At 49.9% G+C, this 19,566-nt stretch carries 16 protein-coding genes and 1 riboswitch; of the genes, 8 read left to right on the plus strand and 8 right to left on the minus strand.

Features of this window, described 5'->3' with window-relative positions; genetic code table 11:
• Positions 1-126: 126 nt before the first annotated feature.
• From BFJ94_RS22480 to BFJ94_RS22500, 5 genes are all read right to left on the minus strand, one after another.
• Positions 127-1,107 (minus strand): polyprenyl synthetase family protein, encoded by a 981-nt coding sequence (locus BFJ94_RS22480; protein WP_120464640.1) that lies wholly within the window; start codon positions 1,105-1,107, stop codon positions 127-129.
• A 60-nt stretch (positions 1,108-1,167) separates the two neighbouring features.
• Positions 1,168-1,617, minus strand: coding sequence for a hypothetical protein (locus tag BFJ94_RS22485; protein ID WP_120464641.1), 450 nt, complete (start codon positions 1,615-1,617; stop codon positions 1,168-1,170).
• 361 nt (positions 1,618-1,978) lie between these two features.
• A complete protein-coding gene (locus BFJ94_RS22490; RefSeq protein WP_120464642.1) occupies positions 1,979-3,856 on the minus strand; it encodes an FAD-dependent oxidoreductase in 1,878 nt (625 codons plus the stop codon).
• Positions 3,857-3,912: 56 nt separating this feature from the next.
• Positions 3,913-4,809: an FMN-binding protein gene (locus BFJ94_RS22495; RefSeq protein WP_120464643.1), complete on the minus strand. Its 897-nt coding sequence runs from the start codon at positions 4,807-4,809 to the stop codon at positions 3,913-3,915.
• Positions 4,810-5,161: 352 nt separating this feature from the next.
• Entirely contained in the window at positions 5,162-6,604 is a 1,443-nt protein-coding gene (locus BFJ94_RS22500; RefSeq protein WP_120464644.1) for a potassium/proton antiporter, read from the minus strand.
• Positions 6,605-6,751: 147 nt separating this feature from the next.
• On the opposite strand from BFJ94_RS22500, the gene BFJ94_RS22505 reads away from it, so the two are divergent.
• A complete protein-coding gene (locus tag BFJ94_RS22505; RefSeq protein ID WP_120464645.1) occupies positions 6,752-8,266 on the plus strand; it encodes an HD-GYP domain-containing protein in 1,515 nt (504 codons plus the stop codon).
• Between the two features lie 106 nt (positions 8,267-8,372).
• Here BFJ94_RS22505 and BFJ94_RS22510 read toward each other — a convergent pair whose 3' ends face one another.
• Complete coding sequence (locus BFJ94_RS22510) at positions 8,373-9,065, minus strand: phosphatase PAP2 family protein (protein WP_120464646.1); 693 nt, start codon at positions 9,063-9,065, stop codon at positions 8,373-8,375.
• 157 nt (positions 9,066-9,222) lie between these two features.
• On the opposite strand from BFJ94_RS22510, the gene BFJ94_RS22515 reads away from it, so the two are divergent.
• From BFJ94_RS22515 to BFJ94_RS22525, 3 genes are all read left to right on the plus strand, one after another.
• Complete coding sequence (locus BFJ94_RS22515; protein WP_120464647.1) at positions 9,223-9,606, plus strand: RidA family protein; 384 nt, start codon at positions 9,223-9,225, stop codon at positions 9,604-9,606.
• A 385-nt stretch (positions 9,607-9,991) separates the two neighbouring features.
• Entirely contained in the window at positions 9,992-13,165 is a 3,174-nt protein-coding gene (locus BFJ94_RS22520) for a DEAD/DEAH box helicase (protein ID WP_120464648.1), read from the plus strand.
• A 13-nt stretch (positions 13,166-13,178) separates the two neighbouring features.
• Positions 13,179-13,991 carry a hypothetical protein gene (locus BFJ94_RS22525; RefSeq protein WP_120464649.1) on the plus strand — a complete coding sequence of 271 codons (813 nt, stop codon included), beginning with the start codon at positions 13,179-13,181 and terminating at the stop codon, positions 13,989-13,991.
• A 546-nt stretch (positions 13,992-14,537) separates the two neighbouring features.
• Here the strand turns inward: BFJ94_RS22525 and BFJ94_RS22530 are convergent.
• Entirely contained in the window at positions 14,538-15,278 is a 741-nt protein-coding gene (locus BFJ94_RS22530; protein WP_120464650.1) for a GTP pyrophosphokinase, read from the minus strand.
• Between the two features lie 177 nt (positions 15,279-15,455).
• Here BFJ94_RS22530 and BFJ94_RS22535 point away from each other — a divergent pair, with 177 nt between their 5' ends.
• The 4 genes from BFJ94_RS22535 (at position 15,456) to BFJ94_RS22550 (ending at position 19,149) form a co-directional block, all read left to right on the plus strand.
• The gene (locus BFJ94_RS22535) at positions 15,456-16,235 is read left to right on the plus strand and encodes a zinc ribbon domain-containing protein (protein ID WP_120464651.1); all 780 of its coding nucleotides are present in this window, start codon (positions 15,456-15,458) and stop codon (positions 16,233-16,235) included.
• A gap of 253 nt (positions 16,236-16,488) precedes the next feature.
• Positions 16,489-16,797, plus strand: a complete 309-nt coding sequence (locus BFJ94_RS22540; protein ID WP_120464652.1) for a hypothetical protein — start codon at positions 16,489-16,491, stop codon at positions 16,795-16,797.
• 123 nt (positions 16,798-16,920) lie between these two features.
• A riboswitch (purine riboswitch) is annotated at positions 16,921-17,021 on the plus strand.
• Between the two features lie 134 nt (positions 17,022-17,155).
• On the plus strand, positions 17,156-17,725 hold the full coding sequence (locus tag BFJ94_RS22545; RefSeq protein ID WP_120464653.1) for a xanthine phosphoribosyltransferase: 570 nt from the start codon (positions 17,156-17,158) through the stop codon (positions 17,723-17,725).
• A 74-nt stretch (positions 17,726-17,799) separates the two neighbouring features.
• A complete protein-coding gene (locus tag BFJ94_RS22550; RefSeq protein ID WP_120464654.1) occupies positions 17,800-19,149 on the plus strand; it encodes a nucleobase:cation symporter-2 family protein in 1,350 nt (449 codons plus the stop codon).
• Between the two features lie 14 nt (positions 19,150-19,163).
• Here BFJ94_RS22550 and BFJ94_RS22555 read toward each other — a convergent pair whose 3' ends face one another.
• Positions 19,164-19,502, minus strand: a complete 339-nt coding sequence (locus BFJ94_RS22555) for a DUF4870 domain-containing protein (protein WP_120464655.1) — start codon at positions 19,500-19,502, stop codon at positions 19,164-19,166.
• Positions 19,503-19,566 lie beyond the last annotated feature (64 nt).

Raw genomic sequence — 19,566 nt, forward strand, 5'->3', positions numbered from 1 at the left:
AAGATGCAAATATGCAGGCTTTACACACTACGACGGCGACAACGAGCATACTAGAGTAACAAAAAAGCGGCCCCCTCTACAGATACATGAATCTGTTAAAGGAAGTCCGCCTTTTTTAATTATCGTTTACCGATCTCTTCCACTAAAGAAGTCTAGCAGCACACGCAAATCCTTATGTGCAGGATAGGCACTCAATTGATCGATGAGGGCTGCGGCCTCGTCCAGATAATGCTTGCTTAGCTGCTCGGTCTTGGCGAGCGCATCGGATTGCTGGATGGCTGCAATGACGGGATCGATCAGCTGCGACGGAGTGTCTGCCGAAATTGCGCGGATTCGCGGAGCCAGAGGCTCATCCTCGAGCGCAAACAGCACCGGCAGTGTAACCTGGCCATGACGCAAATCGCTTCCGGCAGGCTTGCCCAATTTCTCCGAGGACTGCGTGAAATCAAGTATGTCGTCACGAATCTGGAAGGAGATCCCTAGCTTCTCTCCGAAGCTGTAGAGCAGATCAGCTGTAGCCTCGTCTACGCCAGCGGCGAGTGCGCCGATGCGGAGACAAGAGGCCATGAGCTGGGCCGTCTTATTTTTTGATTTCTCAATATATTCCTCAATCGTAACGTCATAATCATACAGATGAGTTAGCTGCTGATATTCCCCGATGCATAGCTGTGTCGTAACTAATGACGACAGATCATAAGCATAGCGCTCACGCTCTGCAGAATATGTAGAGATTAGCTCTATGACACGGGCTGACATATAGTTGCCAACATGCAGCGCCTCGTAGACGCCTAGCTTAACGTGTAGCGCTGGCTGACCACGCCGAAGTGATGAATTATCGATTATATCGTCATGAATTAAAGAAGCGGCATGAATGAATTCAGCCGCTGCTGCCAGCTGCCAGATCTTGCGTTTATCCTGAGGCTTACCAAAACGGCTGCCGACAATAACCATTAAAGGACGGATGCGTTTGCCGCCCGATTGAATCTGATCGATGATACTCTTCGCCAGCGTAGAGGAACGCGGAACATCCTTATCGTACTTAACGATATTCTGAATTTCGCGATCTACTGCCCGCAGCGAGATATCTAATGCCTCATCAAGCTTCATGAGAAGGTCCCTCCTCTAATTAAGAGTGTCTTCTTGCTGCACAAGGAGACAACTAGAGAATTATATCGCCTGGATCGCTCTGCTGCAATTCCCTTCGAACTGAAGGAACCATTCCCAGCCTTCAATCAGCAGCGTATCTTGGGGATTACCCTCTACATGCTTGATTTGAATTCGTTTGACGATCGGGGCCAGATGGGTAAGCAGGTCATACTCTTCCCATTTCAGGCATAGTTGCACATACAGACTGTATAGGTAGTCGCCGTTCAGCACCTTGCGGGTGAGTGTTTCCCCAGTGCAATTATCACAGCACATATGGCTCTGAAGGGCGAGCTTGATTGCGATGTAAATAGACAAGTGACGTTGTTTACGGACAGGGGTCAGATCATATTGATCCAGTAGGCTGACCATGGGTAGAACGTCTTCTTGCTGTAGTTTGAGGTGAATGCCAGATTCGGGCGAAATTTCACCCTGCAACAAAAGACAAGCATCTTGAACGAGCTTTGTTTCCATAGGGCACACTCCTTAAAGAGGTAGTTCAAAAAGTTTCATCCAACCTTCTCGGTGCTGAAAAACCTAAGCTGCGATACGGGAAATCAGACTTTTTGAACACTCACTTAAATAGCAGGTAGGTTTGCAGGGAGCCTGACACCGATTTGGCATATTCCAGCTAAAATTGCGATGGGGAATGATTCACTGCAATTCATTATCAAGTAAGTAAGCTAGACACTTGGATAGAAAATTATGCAGGGAAATGCCATGATCAGTTATGGTAATTCTTCGAATTAAAGATATGGTAAAAATTAGAGTAATGTACGGCAGGCGCACATTACTCTAATACGAACTATTTGCTAATATATCTTAGTTAGGAAGATCAGTCCGTATATAGATACCATCTACGAACAAACGGGATTTTCTTCCATTGTTTCTTAAGCCATGGCAGAACGTAGTAGTCCAGGCCGAACATGCTGCCGGAACCACCGATCAGGGCAACGCCTGCGGTCATGTACCAGATCATTTCCGTCGAAGCCATGCTGGAGGACCAGATCATAACGCCCAGACCAACCGTAACCGCCGACGATACAGCGGTGAACAGGCCGAGGATGAGGCAAATGCCGATCCCGATTTCCGCAAATACCATGAAGAATTGGAACACCGTAGCAAGAGCGGTATAACCACCGTCTGAAGTATAGAAGAAAATGTCCATGGACCATTCAACTATACTCTTGATGAAGCCTGGAACCGGTAATGCGGTTACTGCAGTCGAAGCACTCTCTACAGCAGATGCAGCAGATTGAGCATCTACAGTTTGCGTTACTGCGCCAGCTGCCTCACTGGCTGCCGATACAGCGTCGCCAGCTTTCGTAGAAGCAGGGATCAGGAAGATGTTGTTCGGATCCTTCAGAATCTTAGGCAGCTTGTCGATACCTTCTTCTAGCCATTTGTAGCCTACGAAGATACGCAGCGGCAGCAGCCAGAAATTCGGCGAGCGTTTCGAGAAATGTCCGCCTACGAAGCTTCTGCGGTTGTTTACATGGAAGAATTCATGCATCATATAAGTCCATACTTTATTGAAGCCACATACCGTGAACAAGTAATACATATTAATCATATGCTTGAAGAACATAGCCAGGAAGCCGCTAACCATGAACATCTTGTTCGGCATACCGACATTGGCTACCCCGTAGCGGCTACCGATACATACCATCGTACCATGGAAGCCTGGTTTATAGGATTTCTTCGGTTTGTTATGAACGTCTGCATAAATGTTATGAGCGATTACCGGAGCGGCTTGCTCGGCATTCTCAACCATCTGTGGTACAGGACGAGTCTCGCCTTCTGGAATATAGAAGATGTTATCCCCAACGATATATACATTCTCGTGATCTACGCTTTGAAGTTTGTCGTTGGTGACGATCCGTTTGCGGCCTTCCTGTTTCACATCAAGCTTGCCAACGAGGTCGGAGCCTTCAACCCCTGCGGTCCAGACGATAGTGTCAGCTTCAAGCTCTTTGTCGCCTAGCACAACGCTGGATGCTTTAACACCGGTGATTTTCGCGCTTGTTACGATATCAACGTTCATCTTCTTCAAGCGTTTGGCTGCTTTGTCGATCAGCTTATCCGGAAGGATAGGCAGGATCTTCGGAGCCATATCGGCAACAGTAAGCTTAACCTCACTAGGATCGATGAAGAACTCCTTGCAGAGCTCATCGCGGAACTCTGCAAGCTCACCAATCAGTTCAACACCCGTAAATCCGGCGCCAACGACGATGAAGGAGAGCATTTTTTGGCGTTTAGCTGCATTCGTCTCTTTGGCAGCTTCGCTGAACATGCGGCGCACTTGATGCTTCAGACGAACGGCATCTTCATAGGACCACAATGTGAGTGAATGCTCCTCAGCACCTGGAATGCCGAAGAACGTTGGCTTACAGCCAGTACCGATGACGAGATAGTCGTATTTGTAGGTGTTTTTAGCTGAATGAAGCTGTTTGGCATTGAAATCGATGCCATCAATAGAATCAAGTACAACATCGACTTTCTGACCTTGGAAGATTTTCTTAAGTTCAATCTTTACTGAATCTTCTTGTGCACGATTTGCTGCAACTTCATGCAATTCCGTCAGCAGGGTGTGATAAGGATTGCGATCGATCAGTTGGATCTCCACATCTTTATCTTTCTTGAACAGTTTGGCAAGATGTTTGGATGTCGTAACACCGCCGTAACCGCCGCCAAGAACGACAATTTTCTTCAAAAGGGTCACCTTCTTATATTAAGTAATAATCGCACAGGGCGAATTGTTGCAGTAATTTATTTGGCTTGATCAAGCGCTTTGATAGCCAAATCATAGTAGGATTGGACAGAGATCGTTACACCAGAGATGGCATCGGTCTTGCCTTCTTCGTTGAAGCTCAGAGCGGAAGCATCTTGGTTCTCAACGAGGTATTGCTCAGCTGTAGCTGCTTCCTCATGCCATTCAGCCTGGGCTCCGCCAGCTTTCATGCCGTACTTGCCATCGATGGAAGCTTGTTTCTTGTCCTCGCCAGCTTCATTTACACCGCTGAAGTTAGCTTTTACGATCTTGCCTGCAGCAACGACGATGTCTACAGTATCTTTCCAGCCGGATTTACTGAAGCTGTCGCCTTCTGCATGATAGGTTCCGTCTTTGTATGGGCCAACTTCAACTGGGCCTGCATCAAGAGCAGCTTTGGCCAGGTTAACGAAGTCGCCAACATGGATGGATACACCGGATACAGCGTCAGTCTTGCCTTCATCATTCAGTGTGATGGCTGTAGGGTCTTGTTTTTCGATCAGGAATTTGTCGAGGGCTTCAGCTTGTTCATGCCATTCCGAAGCAGCGCCGCCAGCCTTCATACCGTACTTGCCTTCTTTGGAATAAGTGATCTTGTCGACAGGAGCTTTGTCACTGATGGCATTCCACTCTACATCGGTAATTTTACCGCCGGATACTGTCAGGGTCATGATGGACTGCCAGCCGGACTCAGCGTCAACTTCACCTTTTGCGAAATATACGCCATCTTTATAAGCGCCTGCTTCTGCATTGGAGCCTGCACTGTTGTTACTGCTGCTGTTATTCGTAGGTGTGTTGCTTGCTGCGTTGTTCCCGCCATTTTTGCTTGAGCCGCAGCCTGCAAGGAGACCGAGCAACAACACGCTGCTAAGCAAAATAATAGATGCCTTTTTCATAGTAAATGACCTCCAGTTTGTACTTAAAGAATGTATATTAAAATGTTTTGGACATTTTAATAGTGAAGCCTTGGGAGACAAGGTATCTCGAGCTAGTGAATGTAATCACAAAAGCTCTGTTCGATGGAATTTTAGCATATAAACATATACAGCAATGTGAAAAATGTCACTGGGTGTGTGACATAAAACAACACCTTGTCCAAACCAAAATTCAAACATACCGCGGTGTTTCAGTAATGGAAACGATTACTTTGATTTTAAGTAATTTTTTAATTTATTTTTGAAATATTTTTAAGGAGATATTTTTTCCCCATTAATATAGTAGCTTTCCGCATTTAAGGTTAAATCATGCTTATATAAAAATTTTCTTGATCGCTTCGCGCTGTGATTTGGGACCGAGCACATATAAAGTATCTCCGGCATGAATTTGAGTATTCCCGCGCGGGGTTACAATCTGTTCTCCACGGATGACCGCCGTGACCAGTGCCTCATTTGGCAGCTCAAGCTCCTGCAATTCTTTGCCGACCACACTCATGTCCTGCAGAACATATAAATGATTAATCTCCGATTTCGTCTTGCCAAGAGCGACGAGTTCAAGCAGGGAATGTTGCGGCCGCTTCGTTGCATCGGTTAAACTGAGCTTCTCAGCCAGAGGAGAGATCGTAGCCCCCTGGATAACAGCGGAGGTCAACACGACGAAGAAGACTACATTGAAATACAGCGCCCCATGCGGTAATCCACTCATCAACGGGTAGGTTGCGAGAACAATCGGAACAGCTCCGCGCAGCCCAGCCCAGGATAGCAGGATTTTCTCTTTGAAGGGGATCCTGGTGAAAAGGGTGCTGATGAACACGCCGATCGGGCGGGAGACGAACATGAGCAGCATGGATAGGGCCAATCCCGGCAGTACGATCTTCGGAAGCTGGCTCGGGAATACGAGCAGACCGAGTAAGGTGAACATAGTGATCTGCATGATCCAGCCAAAACCTTCATTGAACTGCAGAATAGATTGCTGATGAGTGAGGTCGCTGTTCCCGAGCACGAGGGCCATCACATATACCGCAAGAAGTCCGCTGCCGTGAAGCAGGCCGGTAACCCCGTAAGTGAGAATCGAGAAGGCGATCGCCATGACGGGATAGAGACCCGAAGAGTCAAAATTCATATTATTGATCGTCTTGACCGCAAGCCAGCCGAATACGAGCCCTAACAACAGCCCCAGCCCCATATCTCGGCAGAAGCTCAGGATCAGCGGCAGCAGCGCATGATCAGGGCGCTGAATCCACTCGATCAGCGTAACCGTAAGAAAGACAGCCATGGGGTCATTGCTGCCAGACTCCGCTTCAAGCGTAGCAGAGATACGCTCTTTGATATTCTTCCCGCTAAGCACAGAGAATACGGCAGCCGCATCCGTTGAGCCGACGATCGCACCGAACAGTAGCGCCTCCGCCAAGGATAAATCGAGGATATACATTGCACAGATCCCAATAACGACCGTAGTTATAATGACGCCTAGCGTTGCCAGCGACAATGCGGTGGGGATGACGGGCTTGATCGTCTGGAACTTCGTCTGCATCCCGCCTCCTAGCAGAATGACGATTAAGGCGAAGGTACCGACCAGTTGCGCCAAAAAAGCATTGTCAAAATAGATGAACCGATTGAGAACCATTCCTGCAGCGATAAAAAATACGAGTGCCGGCAAGCCAAAACGCGTGGAAAATTTGGTTGCGAATACACCGATAAGCAACAGGCTGGCCAATAGGATCACGATGGAATTCGTCATAGTTGTTGAATCCATAGCCTGCCTCCAAGTTTAATTTAGTACCTTACTGTATTATTATACAAACGATTTTTTTTATTTGCATACTGTTATGAAATGTTAACCCGTATTTGCCGATAAATAAGGAAGAAGATGGCAACTACAAGATGGAAGGAATGACATCCCTTGACGGTATATAAGACATTCGTCTCTCGTCTTCTGCTTCAGTACGTAGTAGGTGCTGTGATCGCCATCGTAACTATCGGTGGGTTAATGATATTTATGCCGTTTAGCCTTAGTCAGCAGGAGTGTTATCTCATCATTGGCATCCTGGCTGTCTCAGTATGTACCATGCTGGTGCTGGAAGCTATTATACTCAAGCGGCAGATCAAGCCGATCAAATTGGCGTTTCTTGAAGGGGTGGATAGCTTCCAGTCCATGCAGAACGTGTATTTCCGGGCGCATCGGTATCCGGAGCTGGCGGCAAGGCGTATTCTCGGTCCTCATTTATTCGGACTCATGCTGCCTTTGGTCGGTTTGACGTTGCTGTTTATCCATACCGGCCAACTGTCGATTCCTTATTATTATGTCATGCTGGTGTTCGTTACCGGAGCACTGATCGTCGGGATGCACACTTTGATTGAATTTTACCTGACCTATAATTATGTTCGACCGGTTCTGACCGAGTTATGTACCCAGTCCTTCGCACAGTTCGGCAGAGAGCTGTCCCTTGGCGGCCGCGTATTCATCCCACTGAAGCGCAAATTAAGATGGAGCCTATTCCTGATGGGGGCGATCCCACTGCTGCTATATGGGCTATGCGTTCAGTTCGGGGTAGAAGGCTGGAATATGGGCCGAATAACCTCTTATTGGTATTGGGCGCTCGGCGTATTGGTGATAGGACTTGGCTACTCATTTATCGGTTCCAGACTGCTTACACGGGAAATTGTCCTGCCGATTCAGCATTTATATGAACGTATGTCTGATGTGCAAATTGGTCATATGCATACCGGGGCGAGCGATCTATTCTCTGATGAGTTCTCTCGATTGGTGTGGGGATTTAACCATATGCTGCGTGGGATCAATGTGCAGAACGCCCGCAACAATCAATTGGTGGAGAGCTATTTCGCCACCTTGGCGGCTGCCCTGGATGCCAGAGATCCTTATACGGCCGGGCATTCCCTGAGAGTAGCGGATTATGCGGTTCTCATCGGCAGGCTTGCCAAATTGAACGAGCGGGAGATGAATGAGCTACGTCAGTCAGCACTTCTTCATGATATAGGCAAGATAGGAATTCGTGATTCGGTTCTGTTAAAAGAGGGCAAGCTGACCGAAGCGGAATGGGAGCAAATCAAGGAACATCCGGTGCTAGGTGAGACGATATTGAAGCAGATTGAGCCGACGAGTTTCATGGCTCCGATTCTGCCCGGAGTCCGCTCGCATCATGAACGATATGATGGCAAAGGATATCCTGATGGGCTTAAAGGTGAGGAAATCCCGTTATTTGGCCGGATTATCGCGGTTGCGGATGCCTTCGATGCGATGACCTCCAACCGTCCCTATCGTGCAGGACTGGACCGAAAGACGGCGTTAGCTATTCTGGAGGAAGGCCGGGGAACGCAGTGGGACCCTTATTTTGTGGGCTTATTCGTGGAAATGATGAGAAGAACTGAGCTTGATGTAGCAGCGTCTAAAGAATAATTTGCGCGAAATAACGGCAATCCGAGATGTTCACATTTTTGGGCACGCAAAAGGGGCGTCTCAAGTCGGAAGATCGATTTTTGAGACAGCCCCTATTTTTGCAGAGCTATAAATTTACGTCCTGATCAGGTCTCGGCGGCTTGGTTAGTGCAGCGCGGGATGTCGAACCTTGGCGCGCACGCGAGTAGCTGTTCCATACTTTCGTAATAATTATAAATACAATTTCACCTAAAATTATGGAGCCCAATGCATCGTAGATTACATGCTGCTTCACCAGCAGGGTCGAGATAATAATTAATACGGCTCCGGCAATGAAGGCGGCTTTGACCGATTTGCGAATCGTTCTTGCAGCCAGTGCTCCCCTCATAATGACATAGGAGTGCAGGGCGTGAATACTTGGAAAGCAGTTATATGGATTGTCCACCCCGTATACATAATCGAGCAACAGCTTCTTATCCCAGGTGTCAGGAATCACCTCGGGACGTATAACGGTGGTCTGGTAATAGAAGTAAATGAAATAGCAGACAATAAGTCCGATGTTCATGACGATAATCGTGCGATAATAGGCCGATCTATCCTTGTAACAGAGATAAAGAATCCCGATGATGATATAAGGATACCAGCCGATATAAGGGATGGCCATCGACGGGATGAGTGGAAGCCAGTCATCGATCGGAGAGGTCAGGACATGGACATTCCGGCCTCCATTATTAAGCAAGCCGTAGAACAGACCCATCAAGCCTATTGAAGCTGAGAAGCATAATGCACGAAGATAATCTTTGGATAGATACTGCCGCAAGAATACACCACCTCGTAGAAGTTTGTTCAATCGTCAATCAACGATAGCATTATCATAACAATTTTTGGGCGATGAAGGAAATGAGAGGTTGCGATGAGCATTCATTAGCGGATACAATTAATAGAATTAATGAATATTCGCAAAAGGCGGGATTGAAATGGCAAAGCAAGCGATAGCAACAACGGCGGCACCTGGGGCGATCGGGCCTTACTCTCAGGCCGTGCAAGCAGGGGAGTACATATTTGCCTCCGGGCAGCTTGGGTTGATACCGGAGACGGGCCAGTTGGCAGAGGGGCTTGAGGCGCAGGCGACTCAGTCGCTCCGTAATGTCAGCGCGATATTGGAGGCGGCGGGCACCGGGCTTGACCAGGTTGTGAAGACAACGGTCTTCCTGAAGGATATGAACGATTTTGCCAAGGTTAATGAAATTTACGGCTCCTTCTTCGCCGAGCCTTATCCGGCTCGTAGCGCTGTGGAGGTGGCTCGACTGCCCAAGGATGGCCTGGTCGAAATCGAGGTCATCGCTTTGAAGAGGTCTTAGTAGCACTAAGAGGCATGGGTCGCAATTTATAAAATCGCGTAAGTTAGTTGCAGAAATACACTTATTCCCCGGGAAGTTAGCTTGAAATCAGGATATAGATGCGGATATACAACTATTCTCTTGCTTAAGCCAGGATTTGAAGGAGAAAACATGTGAGTAGTTGTATAACTGCAGCTATATCTTCTGTTTCGGGAAGCAAGGGGCAATATAGCTGCATATTAGCATTTATATTCCCCAAACTATAGAAAACCGTCAGGGCGATCTGCCTTGACGGTTTTCTTATCCGCTGTACAAACTTCCATCGAGTTTATATTAGTTTATATTTCGTATAAAATAGTAAGGATGGGTTAATGTTTGGTATTTAAAGAAATGGCGGGAGATCAGCATGAATCAACGTCTTTTTGGAATATGGCTGGGAGAGGTTCTGTTCTGTTTCTCCGGTGAGGTGTCGGAGGCGAGAGTAGACGCCTGGACGGCTGCTGTACGGAAGCTCACGCTAGAGCCAGGGACGCGGCCGTTTCAGCATGCTGCACTGCGGCTTGCGGAAGTCAGATACCCGGTCTCCGCCGGGTATGGGCGAGCAGGCGCCTCGGAACGTAAGGGATTGATCGGCAGGACGCTGGAGGGTCTTGCCCTTCCGGTTCAGGATACATGGGAAATGCTGCTGAATTACGATGCGGGGCAGTTGGCCTCTCAGCAAATTCAGGCAGGTGGAGAGTTCGAATTTTGGAGTAAGGCGGCCCGCTTTGCGCTGGAGCTGATGCTGCGTGGCAGGATTTCGCCGGGCATCAGACCGAGACAGATGAGTGGAAGAAGACGCACGGGTCAGGCATCAGCCCAGTCCGTCTGGGTGCCTTCCTTAACCGATACGGAGGATGAGGCCCGCTTCCGGCAGTTGGCTGAGGCAATGCCGCCGATCTGCCTGGCAGCGGTGCAGCTTGGTACTGGGCAGGAGGAAGGCTCTATTCTGAACCGTCAGATGGGTCTGCTATATTCCTTCCTATCGGCCATGATCGATTATGAAGTACGTAGAGGATATGAGCAGCTTGGGCGCGGCTTGAATGCAGCGCGAGCCAGATATAGGAGAGGCTATTCTCCAATGGCGGAATTATGGTGGAATGAATTGCTCAGCAGCGGTGACGCCCCTTCCAATCTTCAGGGACCGTTGGCGGAAATCGGCCAGCTCATCGTGGATATTACGGAGACTGGCGGCCGGCCTCCGAGCGATCAAGAGGAGGAGCCAGAGGGCAAGAGCATCGGGTCGTTTCGGTTATGCCTGCGGATTGAGCCAGAGGAGCCTCAGGAGGATGAGGCTAACTTGATAGGCGGGCGGGCTAAGCCATTGCCAGATGCCCCGTTCAAGTCGAAGGGGCAGAGCGAGCAGCTCTGGCGGCTCTCATTCTGGGCAGAAGGTGTCGAGGACCCGAGAGTGCTGCTGCCTGCAGGCTTGGTGTGGGGCTATCCGCAGCGGGACATGGAGATTCATGAGCGCCAGTATAAGGATGTGCAGCAGCACTTGCTGCTGCGATTAAGCAAGGCGGCTCATATCGCTCCTGTGATCAAGGAAGCGATGCAGGGACCCTGCCCTGAGTCGATCATTCTGCATCCTCAACAGATGTATACTTTCTTGAGCAAGTCGGTATCCGCGCTGCGCAAGCAGGGAGTAACGGTACAGATGCCTACGCGCTGGACGAAGGAAGGACGGCGCCATGTGGGCGTGAAGCTCAAGGCTGCCGGATGGTCCGGGGGAGGAGAAGGGGGATCTACAGTTGATGCCCCGAAGCTGGGTATCGACAAATTGATCAGCTTCGAGGCGCAAGCTATTCTGAATGATGCTCCACTGAGCTACGAGGAACTGGTCGAGCTGTCAGCATCGAAATCGTCGCTCGTGCTGTTCCACGGAGAATGGATCGAGATCGATACGAAGCAAATCAGGCAAGTGCTCAAATTCATGAAGCGCCAAGAGACAGGGACGATGACTTTCCGCGAGCTGATGCATTTATCCCTGGATGACGACTTCGATCTTCACGGGATACCGATCGATGCAATAGAAGCCGAAGGGATGCTGTCCATGCTGCTGGCAGGGAACGGGAGCTATATGGCCGGGCTGGCTGACACGCCCGTTCCGTCTGCCTTGAACGGGACGTTGCGCCCTTATCAGGAGCGAGGCTTCCGCTGGCTTGCCTTGATGCGTCAGCTGGGCTTCGGCGCGCTACTCGCTGATGATATGGGACTGGGCAAGACGATACAGGTGATCTCGGTGCTGCTGGAGGGGCTTCACTCTGCAGCAGGCCCAAGCCTCATCGTCTGTCCAACCTCACTGCTCGGGAACTGGCAGCGTGAATTCGCCAGATTCGCGCCGCAGATGCGACTCTATGTTCATCATGGCAGTGATCGTCAGCATGGCGAACAGTTCCTTGAAATGTGCCATGAGTATGACATTGTGCTGACGACCTATCAATTGACCGGGCGAGATGCCACGGAAATGAGAGAGGTGCCCTGGAGCTCCATCGTTCTCGATGAAGCCCAGTATATTAAAAATTTCGGCACGAAGCAGGCACAGAGCGTTATGAAGCTCAGCTCGACTCACAGGATTGCGATGACCGGGACCCCCGTAGAGAATCGCCTGAGCGAGCTGTGGTCGATTTTTCATTTTCTGAATCCGGGGTATTTAGGCTCTCATGCCTCTTTCCGCTCCCGCTTCACGGGTAGTGGTGAACGGCAGAATGCTGAGCTTGAGAAGCTGCGCAAGCTGATAGCGCCCTTCCTGCTGCGTCGCCTCAAGAGTGATCCGGATATCCGCAAGGATCTGCCGGAGAAGATTGAATTGAAATCCTATTGCAGCTTGACTGCGGAGCAGGCCAGATTGTATCAAGCGGTCACGGACGGACTGATGGAGCGTATCTCCAGCAGTGAAGGCATTGCCCGAAAGGGGCTGGTTCTGTCCTCACTGACGAAGCTGAAGCAAATATGCGATCATCCCCGTCTTGCCGGGACTCGCCTAAGATCGTCGGCGAATGGGGAGCGCTCCGGGAAGCTGGATCGATTGATCGAATTGCTCGATCTTATTATGGATAATAAAGAGGCGGCTTTGATATTTACGCAGTATGTACAAATGGGTGAGCTGCTGCAAGAGCAATTGTCGGCAAGGTATGGCGGAGTCCCGTTCTTCTTGCACGGCGGCGTTCCGAAGCATGACCGTGATCAGATGGTGCATGCCTTCCAGGAAGGGCAAGGCTCCCCGCTCTTCGTACTGTCACTGCGAGCGGGCGGCGTAGGTCTGAATCTCACACGGGCCAACCATGTGATTCACTTCGACCGCTGGTGGAATCCAGCGGTGGAGAATCAAGCGACTGACCGCGTGTTCCGTATTGGCCAGCAGAAGAACGTCGAGGTGCATAAGCTGATCTGCCAAGGAACACTGGAGGAGCGAATCGACGAGCTTATCGAGCGGAAGAAGGCGCTATCGGAGCAGGTTGTCGGCTCCGGCGAGCATTGGTTAACGGAAATGTCCAATGAAGAGCTGCATCATCTGATCGCCTTGCAGGGCGGATTGTAAGGGAGGGCCTGAAATGGAACATAGCAGTAGAAATCCCGCGCTTAGCCAGGTCGAACTGAAGCTGACTGCGGAGGGGCTGCGGGTCACGCTTCCTGCACAGGAAGTCCCAGAGGAGGCGGGGCAGAATCGCCGGGTCGTTCTGCTACCGCGGCTATTCTTCGACCAGGCCAGGCAGAATCTGCTCGATCGTCTGCAGCAGTTTCCGCTGCAACTCGCAGCTCTTGATGAGGAGGGGGCTGAGGCGGTCGCCGATCTGCTGCCCCGGCATTTCCGGCAGCTACATTTGAACGAGGAAGCCCGTAAGGACCCTCATGCAGCGATGGTACGCGGCTCTGTCTGCTCTTGCGGGCAGATGGGCTGCGCTCATATCAGCGAAGCGTTGGAGGGCGTAGAGGCCGCTTGGAGCGCGGTTACAGCTGCGACCCGGCTGGAGTGGCTAGGCTGGACCGCGGAGACGCTAGTCCATGCCGTACTCGACAGCTGGGCGGCACAAATGCCGATGAGGGATGCCGAGGCTGAGCTGAAGCGGATCGCCGGGCGTCTCGATACCCCGGCATACAGGAGCAAGCAGGGGGAGCTGAACCTCGCCGAATGGCTGGCGGAAATGGTCCATAACGGCCGCCTCCATCAACCCGGGCCAGAGCTCCATGATGTGGAGATCAACCTGTCCCAAGCGAAGCTGCAGGTGCAGGCTGATCGTCTGCAGGCTTGGACGAATCTGCTCCCGGGCGTGCCAGGTGCGGCGCAGGGCCTGTCGCTCATCCTTGAGCAGACAGGCAAGAATGCGGAGCAGCTTGCCAAGCGGTTCAGGGCACAGAAGCCATGATGAAGTCTCAAAAAATATATACGAAGGGGCTGTCTCAAAAGTCGATCTCCCGACTTGAAAGGCGCCTCTTTTGCGTGCCCAAACGTGCCCAAAGATGTGAACAGCCCCCTGTTTTGGCCGGATCACTCGGACACAGACATAAATGTCCGTTAGCGTTGATTCTGTGACATCCCGCCCTTGTAACGGACATAAATGTCCGTTACAAGGGAAATTGCCGCGAAAAATGACATTTTGTGCTTCTAAGGGTCAATAATGTCCGTTAGAGGAGCTAAGTTGTCGTTCTCAGGCTCTAACGGACATTTTTGTCCGCTAGATCAGGGAAGAGTCCTGACCGTTCGGGTTTGTCTCTTGCGCCACGCAATCTTAATAGATGGTACAAGGATCGAAGCCGACGCGAATAAATACGGAGTTTGGGATTGTGGCTTTGGCCCACAAAAAAAGTTGGACGGAAAACATGACGTTTTTCCGCCTAACTTTTTATTTTAGAGACTTATTGGACAGCCCCTTCGTATTTTGCGATAAGATCGACCGACTTATCATTTTTTCTTACGTGAGTAGATTCGGGTGATCCGTGTGATCCGTGTGAACGGGCTCAGAGCTGCCCATAATCTCTTTGCGCAGACCGCACATTTTCTTGTCCAGGGCATCTGCGGCTTTGGCGGCTTCGGTCAGTTCTTCAACGACATGATAAGGCACTTGCTTCTCATATTTATAGTATAGGATATGCTCCATGCTGGCCCAGAAATCCATAGCTAGCGTGCGCATTTGGATCTCAACCTTCATCCAGCGCTGTCCCTCCAGCAAGGTGAGGGGTACGGCGACGATCAGATGCAGGCTCTGATATCCATTCGGCTTCGGATGCTCGATATAATCCTTGATCTCTAATATGGTGATGTCATCTCGTTGCTTGAGATGATCCAGCAGACTATATATATCCTGGACGAAGGAGAAGACGATACGCATACCAGCGATATCATGGATCTTGTTGACGATATTGTCGATTGTGACGTCATATCCTTTGCGCTGCAGCTTGCTCATAATGCTCTTCGGCTCTTTGATACGTGTTTTTATATGTTCGATCGGGCTGTATCCGTTGTCGATCTTCCATTCGGTTTGAATTAGCTTGATTTTGTTCTTTAGTTCATCCAGTGCAAGTTGATATAGGATAGGAAGCTTCTTCCACTCTTCAAATTTACGCAGGTCATTCTCGCCGATTTCCCAATACAATTCCTTCAGGTTGAGCTTCTGCAGGACACTGTTACTTTCTTTACTGTTTGGCGTGTTCAGGGCAATCTACTCCTATATTTAAGATTTCCTTCCCTTTTATTGTAACTTGAATAACTTGTCAAAATCAAAACAAGACTTAGGTACAGTTTTCACCGCGGTTAGAAATCTGTTATGATATTTGCAGAATTAGCAGGCTGCTTAGTTTTCAGTAAGTAGCGTTGGGGAGGGAACACGATCATGAATTTCTTCAGAAAGATTAAAGATAGCGCGGGCAAAATGACCGATCGTGCACAAAATGTTGTGGAAATCGGGCGTTTGAATACGCAAATTTCAAATATTGAACGAGAATTGGGACTGTATTATCAAAAAATGGGCGAGGTATTCTATGAGGGGTACCACCTTAAGGATATGTCGGAGGCGGAGAAGGAGATGCTCGAGCTGGCCAAAACCTGCGATCTGCTTGTAGAGGAACGGGATGAGGTTCGCTTCAAGATCGCCGAGCTGAAGAATGAGAGGCTGTGCGGGGCTTGTGGCAAAAATGTAGCTCAGGACGCACTGTTCTGCCCTTATTGTGGAAGTAAGCTGGGGAAGCCAGACCGGATTACGAATCGTTCCGTCGATGAGCTGAAGGATCTTCATGTAGAGGAGAGCGCTGTCTCGGATGAGACGAGGATCTATACGTCGCCGCTTGTGGAGGACCCCGCTCTGAAGGCGGTCCTTGAGAAAGAGGAGGACCCCGAGCTGGAGGAGCGCCGCCAGCTTCAATTGGAGCGCGAGCGTGAACGGCAGGAGGAATTGGATCGACGGATTCGCACTTGGCAGGAAAATGTAGATCATGTGAAGGCGGATCTCGCATCTAACGATAAGCCCTATACGAAGGAACCCAGTACGAGGGAGTCCAGTATGAAGGAGTCTGATAATGAGTCGGGACTGCAGACGGTAAAATGCCAAATCTGCTCCTCTGTACTGGTCAAAGGAACGAAATGGTGTCCGCATTGTGGCTCAGAACAAATCTGAGCTCCGGGGTCAACCTGAAATATGAAAATATGTCACTAAGTTGTAATAATTGACGTCTTACGATCAGATAGGTCCTACGTAATAAGTAGTAAGACGACGGTTTTTCCTTACGGCACGAAATGGTCGGGAAATCTCGGTCATAACCCGTGCCTTTTTCTTTTTCTATGAATGTGTTCTTAGGCAAGGGGTGAATGGGGCTTATCGGTCAAGGGAATGCTGGAAAGACAAGAGTAAATTAGGGAGATGAGAATTCATGGAGTGCATTGTTCACTTTGACGTGCATCATAAGGATGGAGTCAAGCAGCTGAGAGGACTTATTTTTCTACCGGAAGACAAGAAAATTCCATCGGAGAAGGATCTCCTGCAGATGTTCATGGAGATGGGATATAAACTTAGAATGGATAACCGGGATCGAATGATATTTACACCGACTGAGCCCGGCAGCGGTTATGAATGGATACGTGTGCGTGAGCTGGATACAGGAGAGAAGACCTATAAGGAGGATGCTGAATTAAAATCGCTCCTTAGCAATCTAATCCCTCAGGATTTCAGACCCATTTAACCTATAATAATTTGAAAATCGCCGTGAAATTTGCAGCTTTTTGAAAAAAATTCACGAAAGGCACGAAATACCTCTTTATTTCCTCGCATGGTTTGCGTTATACTTCAAACATTGTGTATAATGTCGTTTTTTCATAGATTTTCTCGTATAAGTGCAGGGATCGGCCTGCATGTCTCTACCTGATCACCGGAAATGATCGGACTACGGGAGAAGAGCTCTATACCGGATTTTGTTCAGAGGGCGAGGCTCTGTGCAAAATTCTTTTCGGTGTCAGAGCATTTTCTTCGTGGGTTCACTTTCCTGTAGGGGAGTGGGCTCTCTTTTTTATTATTTCACACATATGAGGGGGACAAGTTCTATGAAGCTGCTAAGAGAGAAAGTGATGAATGAGGGTATCGTATTAAGTAATCAGGTGCTGAAGGTGGACTCCTTCCTGAATCATCAGATGGACCCGGTGCTGATGAGGGAAGTAGGGGCTGAGTTTGCCCGTCTGTATCAAGGTGAGAAGATTACGAAGGTGCTGACGATTGAATCATCAGGTATTGCGCCGGCGATTATGACGGCGCTTGAGCTGGATGTTCCGATGATCTTCGCCCGCAAGAATAAATCCTTGACCTTGAGAGATGACATCCTGGTGGAGAAGGTGTATTCCTTTACGAAGCAAGAGACGAATGAGATTACAGTGTCCAAGAAATTCCTGAGCAATGAGGATCGCGTACTGATTATCGACGATTTCCTCGCGAATGGTGAAGCGGCTTTTGGTCTGGCGCGTGTGGTTGAGCAGGCGGGAGCTAGTGTAGTCGGGATCGGAATTGTGATCGAGAAATCATTCCAGCCTGGAGCCAAGCTGCTGCAGGAAGCGGGATATCGCCTCGATTCTTTGGTGCGTATAGCATCGCTTGAGAACGGGACAGTTACTTTTGCATAAAGGCTGCGATGCGGCCTGTTATTGAAGCAATATATACTTAATAAGGCAAGCCTGGGGAGGAACTAGTTAAAATCATGGAACAACACCACGAACGCATTTTTCAAAGGAACAGACATCCTTTCAAGACGTTTTCTTTGGGTATTCAGCATGTATTGGCTATGTACGCCGGAGCGGTTCTTGTACCGTTAATTGTAGGCGGGGCGCTTGATTTTAATCATGAACAATTAACTTATCTGATCTGTATTGATTTGCTGGCTTGTGGTGTAGCGACCTTGCTGCAGGTCTGGGGCAATCGCATCTTCGGCATCGGATTACCGGTGATGCTGGGCTGCGCCTTCCAGGCTGTATCGCCAATGATCGCGATTGGACAGACGGAAGGCTTGGGCGTATCCGCCATCTATGGTGCGATTATAGCCTCAGGCTTATTCGTGTTCCTGTTCTCCGGCCTATTCGGCAAGCTGATCGCCTTCTTCCCTCCGGTCGTTACCGGCTCGGTCGTTACGATCATCGGGGTCACCTTGATCCCGGTCGCTCTGACCGACCTTGGCGGTGGGGATGCAGCAAGCCCGGATTTCGGCAGCCCGCTTAATCTGGCCCTCGGCTTTGGTGTATTCATCTTTATTATTCTGCTGAATCGGTTTACAAGCGGGTTCCTGCGTTCCATTTCCGTGCTGGTGGGCTTGATTGCCGGTACTGTGACCGCCGGCTTGGTCGGTGAGATTAACTATACGCCTCTGATGGAAGCGAGCTGGTTCCATATGGTGCAGCCTTTCTATTTCGGGCGTCCAACCTTTCACGTATCGGCGATTCTGACCATGATTCTGGTGGCGATCGTCAGTGTTGCTGAATCGACAGGCGTCTTCATGGCCCTGGGCAAAATCGTGGACAAGGACATCAACTCAGAGGATCTGACCAGAGGCTATCGGGCTGAAGGTCTGGCGATCATGCTCGGCGGTATTTTTAATTCCTTCCCTTATACCACCTATTCGCAGAACGTCGGATTGATCCAGATGAGCCGAGTAAAAACGCGGGATGTCATCGTCGTAGCCGGCGGCCTCTTGATCCTGATCGGCTTCGTGCCGAAGATCGCGGCACTGACGCAGCTTGTACCGAGCTCTGTTCTGGGCGGGGCGATGATCGCCTTGTTCGGGATGGTACTCTCCTCCGGTATCCGTATGCTGGGGGATCAAGTGGACCTGAACCGCCACGAGAACCTGTTGATTATCGCTTGCTCCGTCGGCATGGGCCTTGGCGTGAGCGTAGTGCCGGGTCTCTTCGAGAGCCTGCCTTCATGGCTGCGCATTCTGGTTGATAACGGCATCGTAGCCGGCAGTGTCACCGCGATTATTATGAATCTGCTGTTTAATGGGCTGAATGGGCATAAGCCGAGAACGGCTGCTGCCGAAACAGACCAGGACGTTTAACTCTAGAACGGGGTCTACATCCGGTTCAACTGCCGCTCTGCGAGCTCGCCGATCCAGGGGAGCTTGAGCCATTTCCCTTGCAGCGCGGTGAACATCAGAATGATCCACAGGAAGACGCCGAGCAGTGTTAGAAGCAGATTGACTACGAGCCCGATGAACGGTATAAATCCGGTCACGGCGTGGGCGATCATCAGTCCGGCGAACAGCATGACTGATTGCAGGGCATGGAAGAGCACGAACCTGCTTCTGCGTTCGACGACCAGGAAGATGACGCCGCCGACAAAGGCGAATAAGTAGCAGAGAAAACCAGCTATGTTCTCGTAGAGTCCAGTGGACGATTTGAACGGGGACATAGAATAGGCACCTTCTTTCCCAAGAGCTTGCAGGGAGTGAAGCGGAGAGGGTGATCAGCTTCGT

The sequence above is a fragment of the Paenibacillus aceti genome, from assembly GCF_003614185.1.
Classification (GTDB): Bacteria; Bacillota; Bacilli; order Paenibacillales; family Paenibacillaceae; genus Fontibacillus; species Fontibacillus aceti.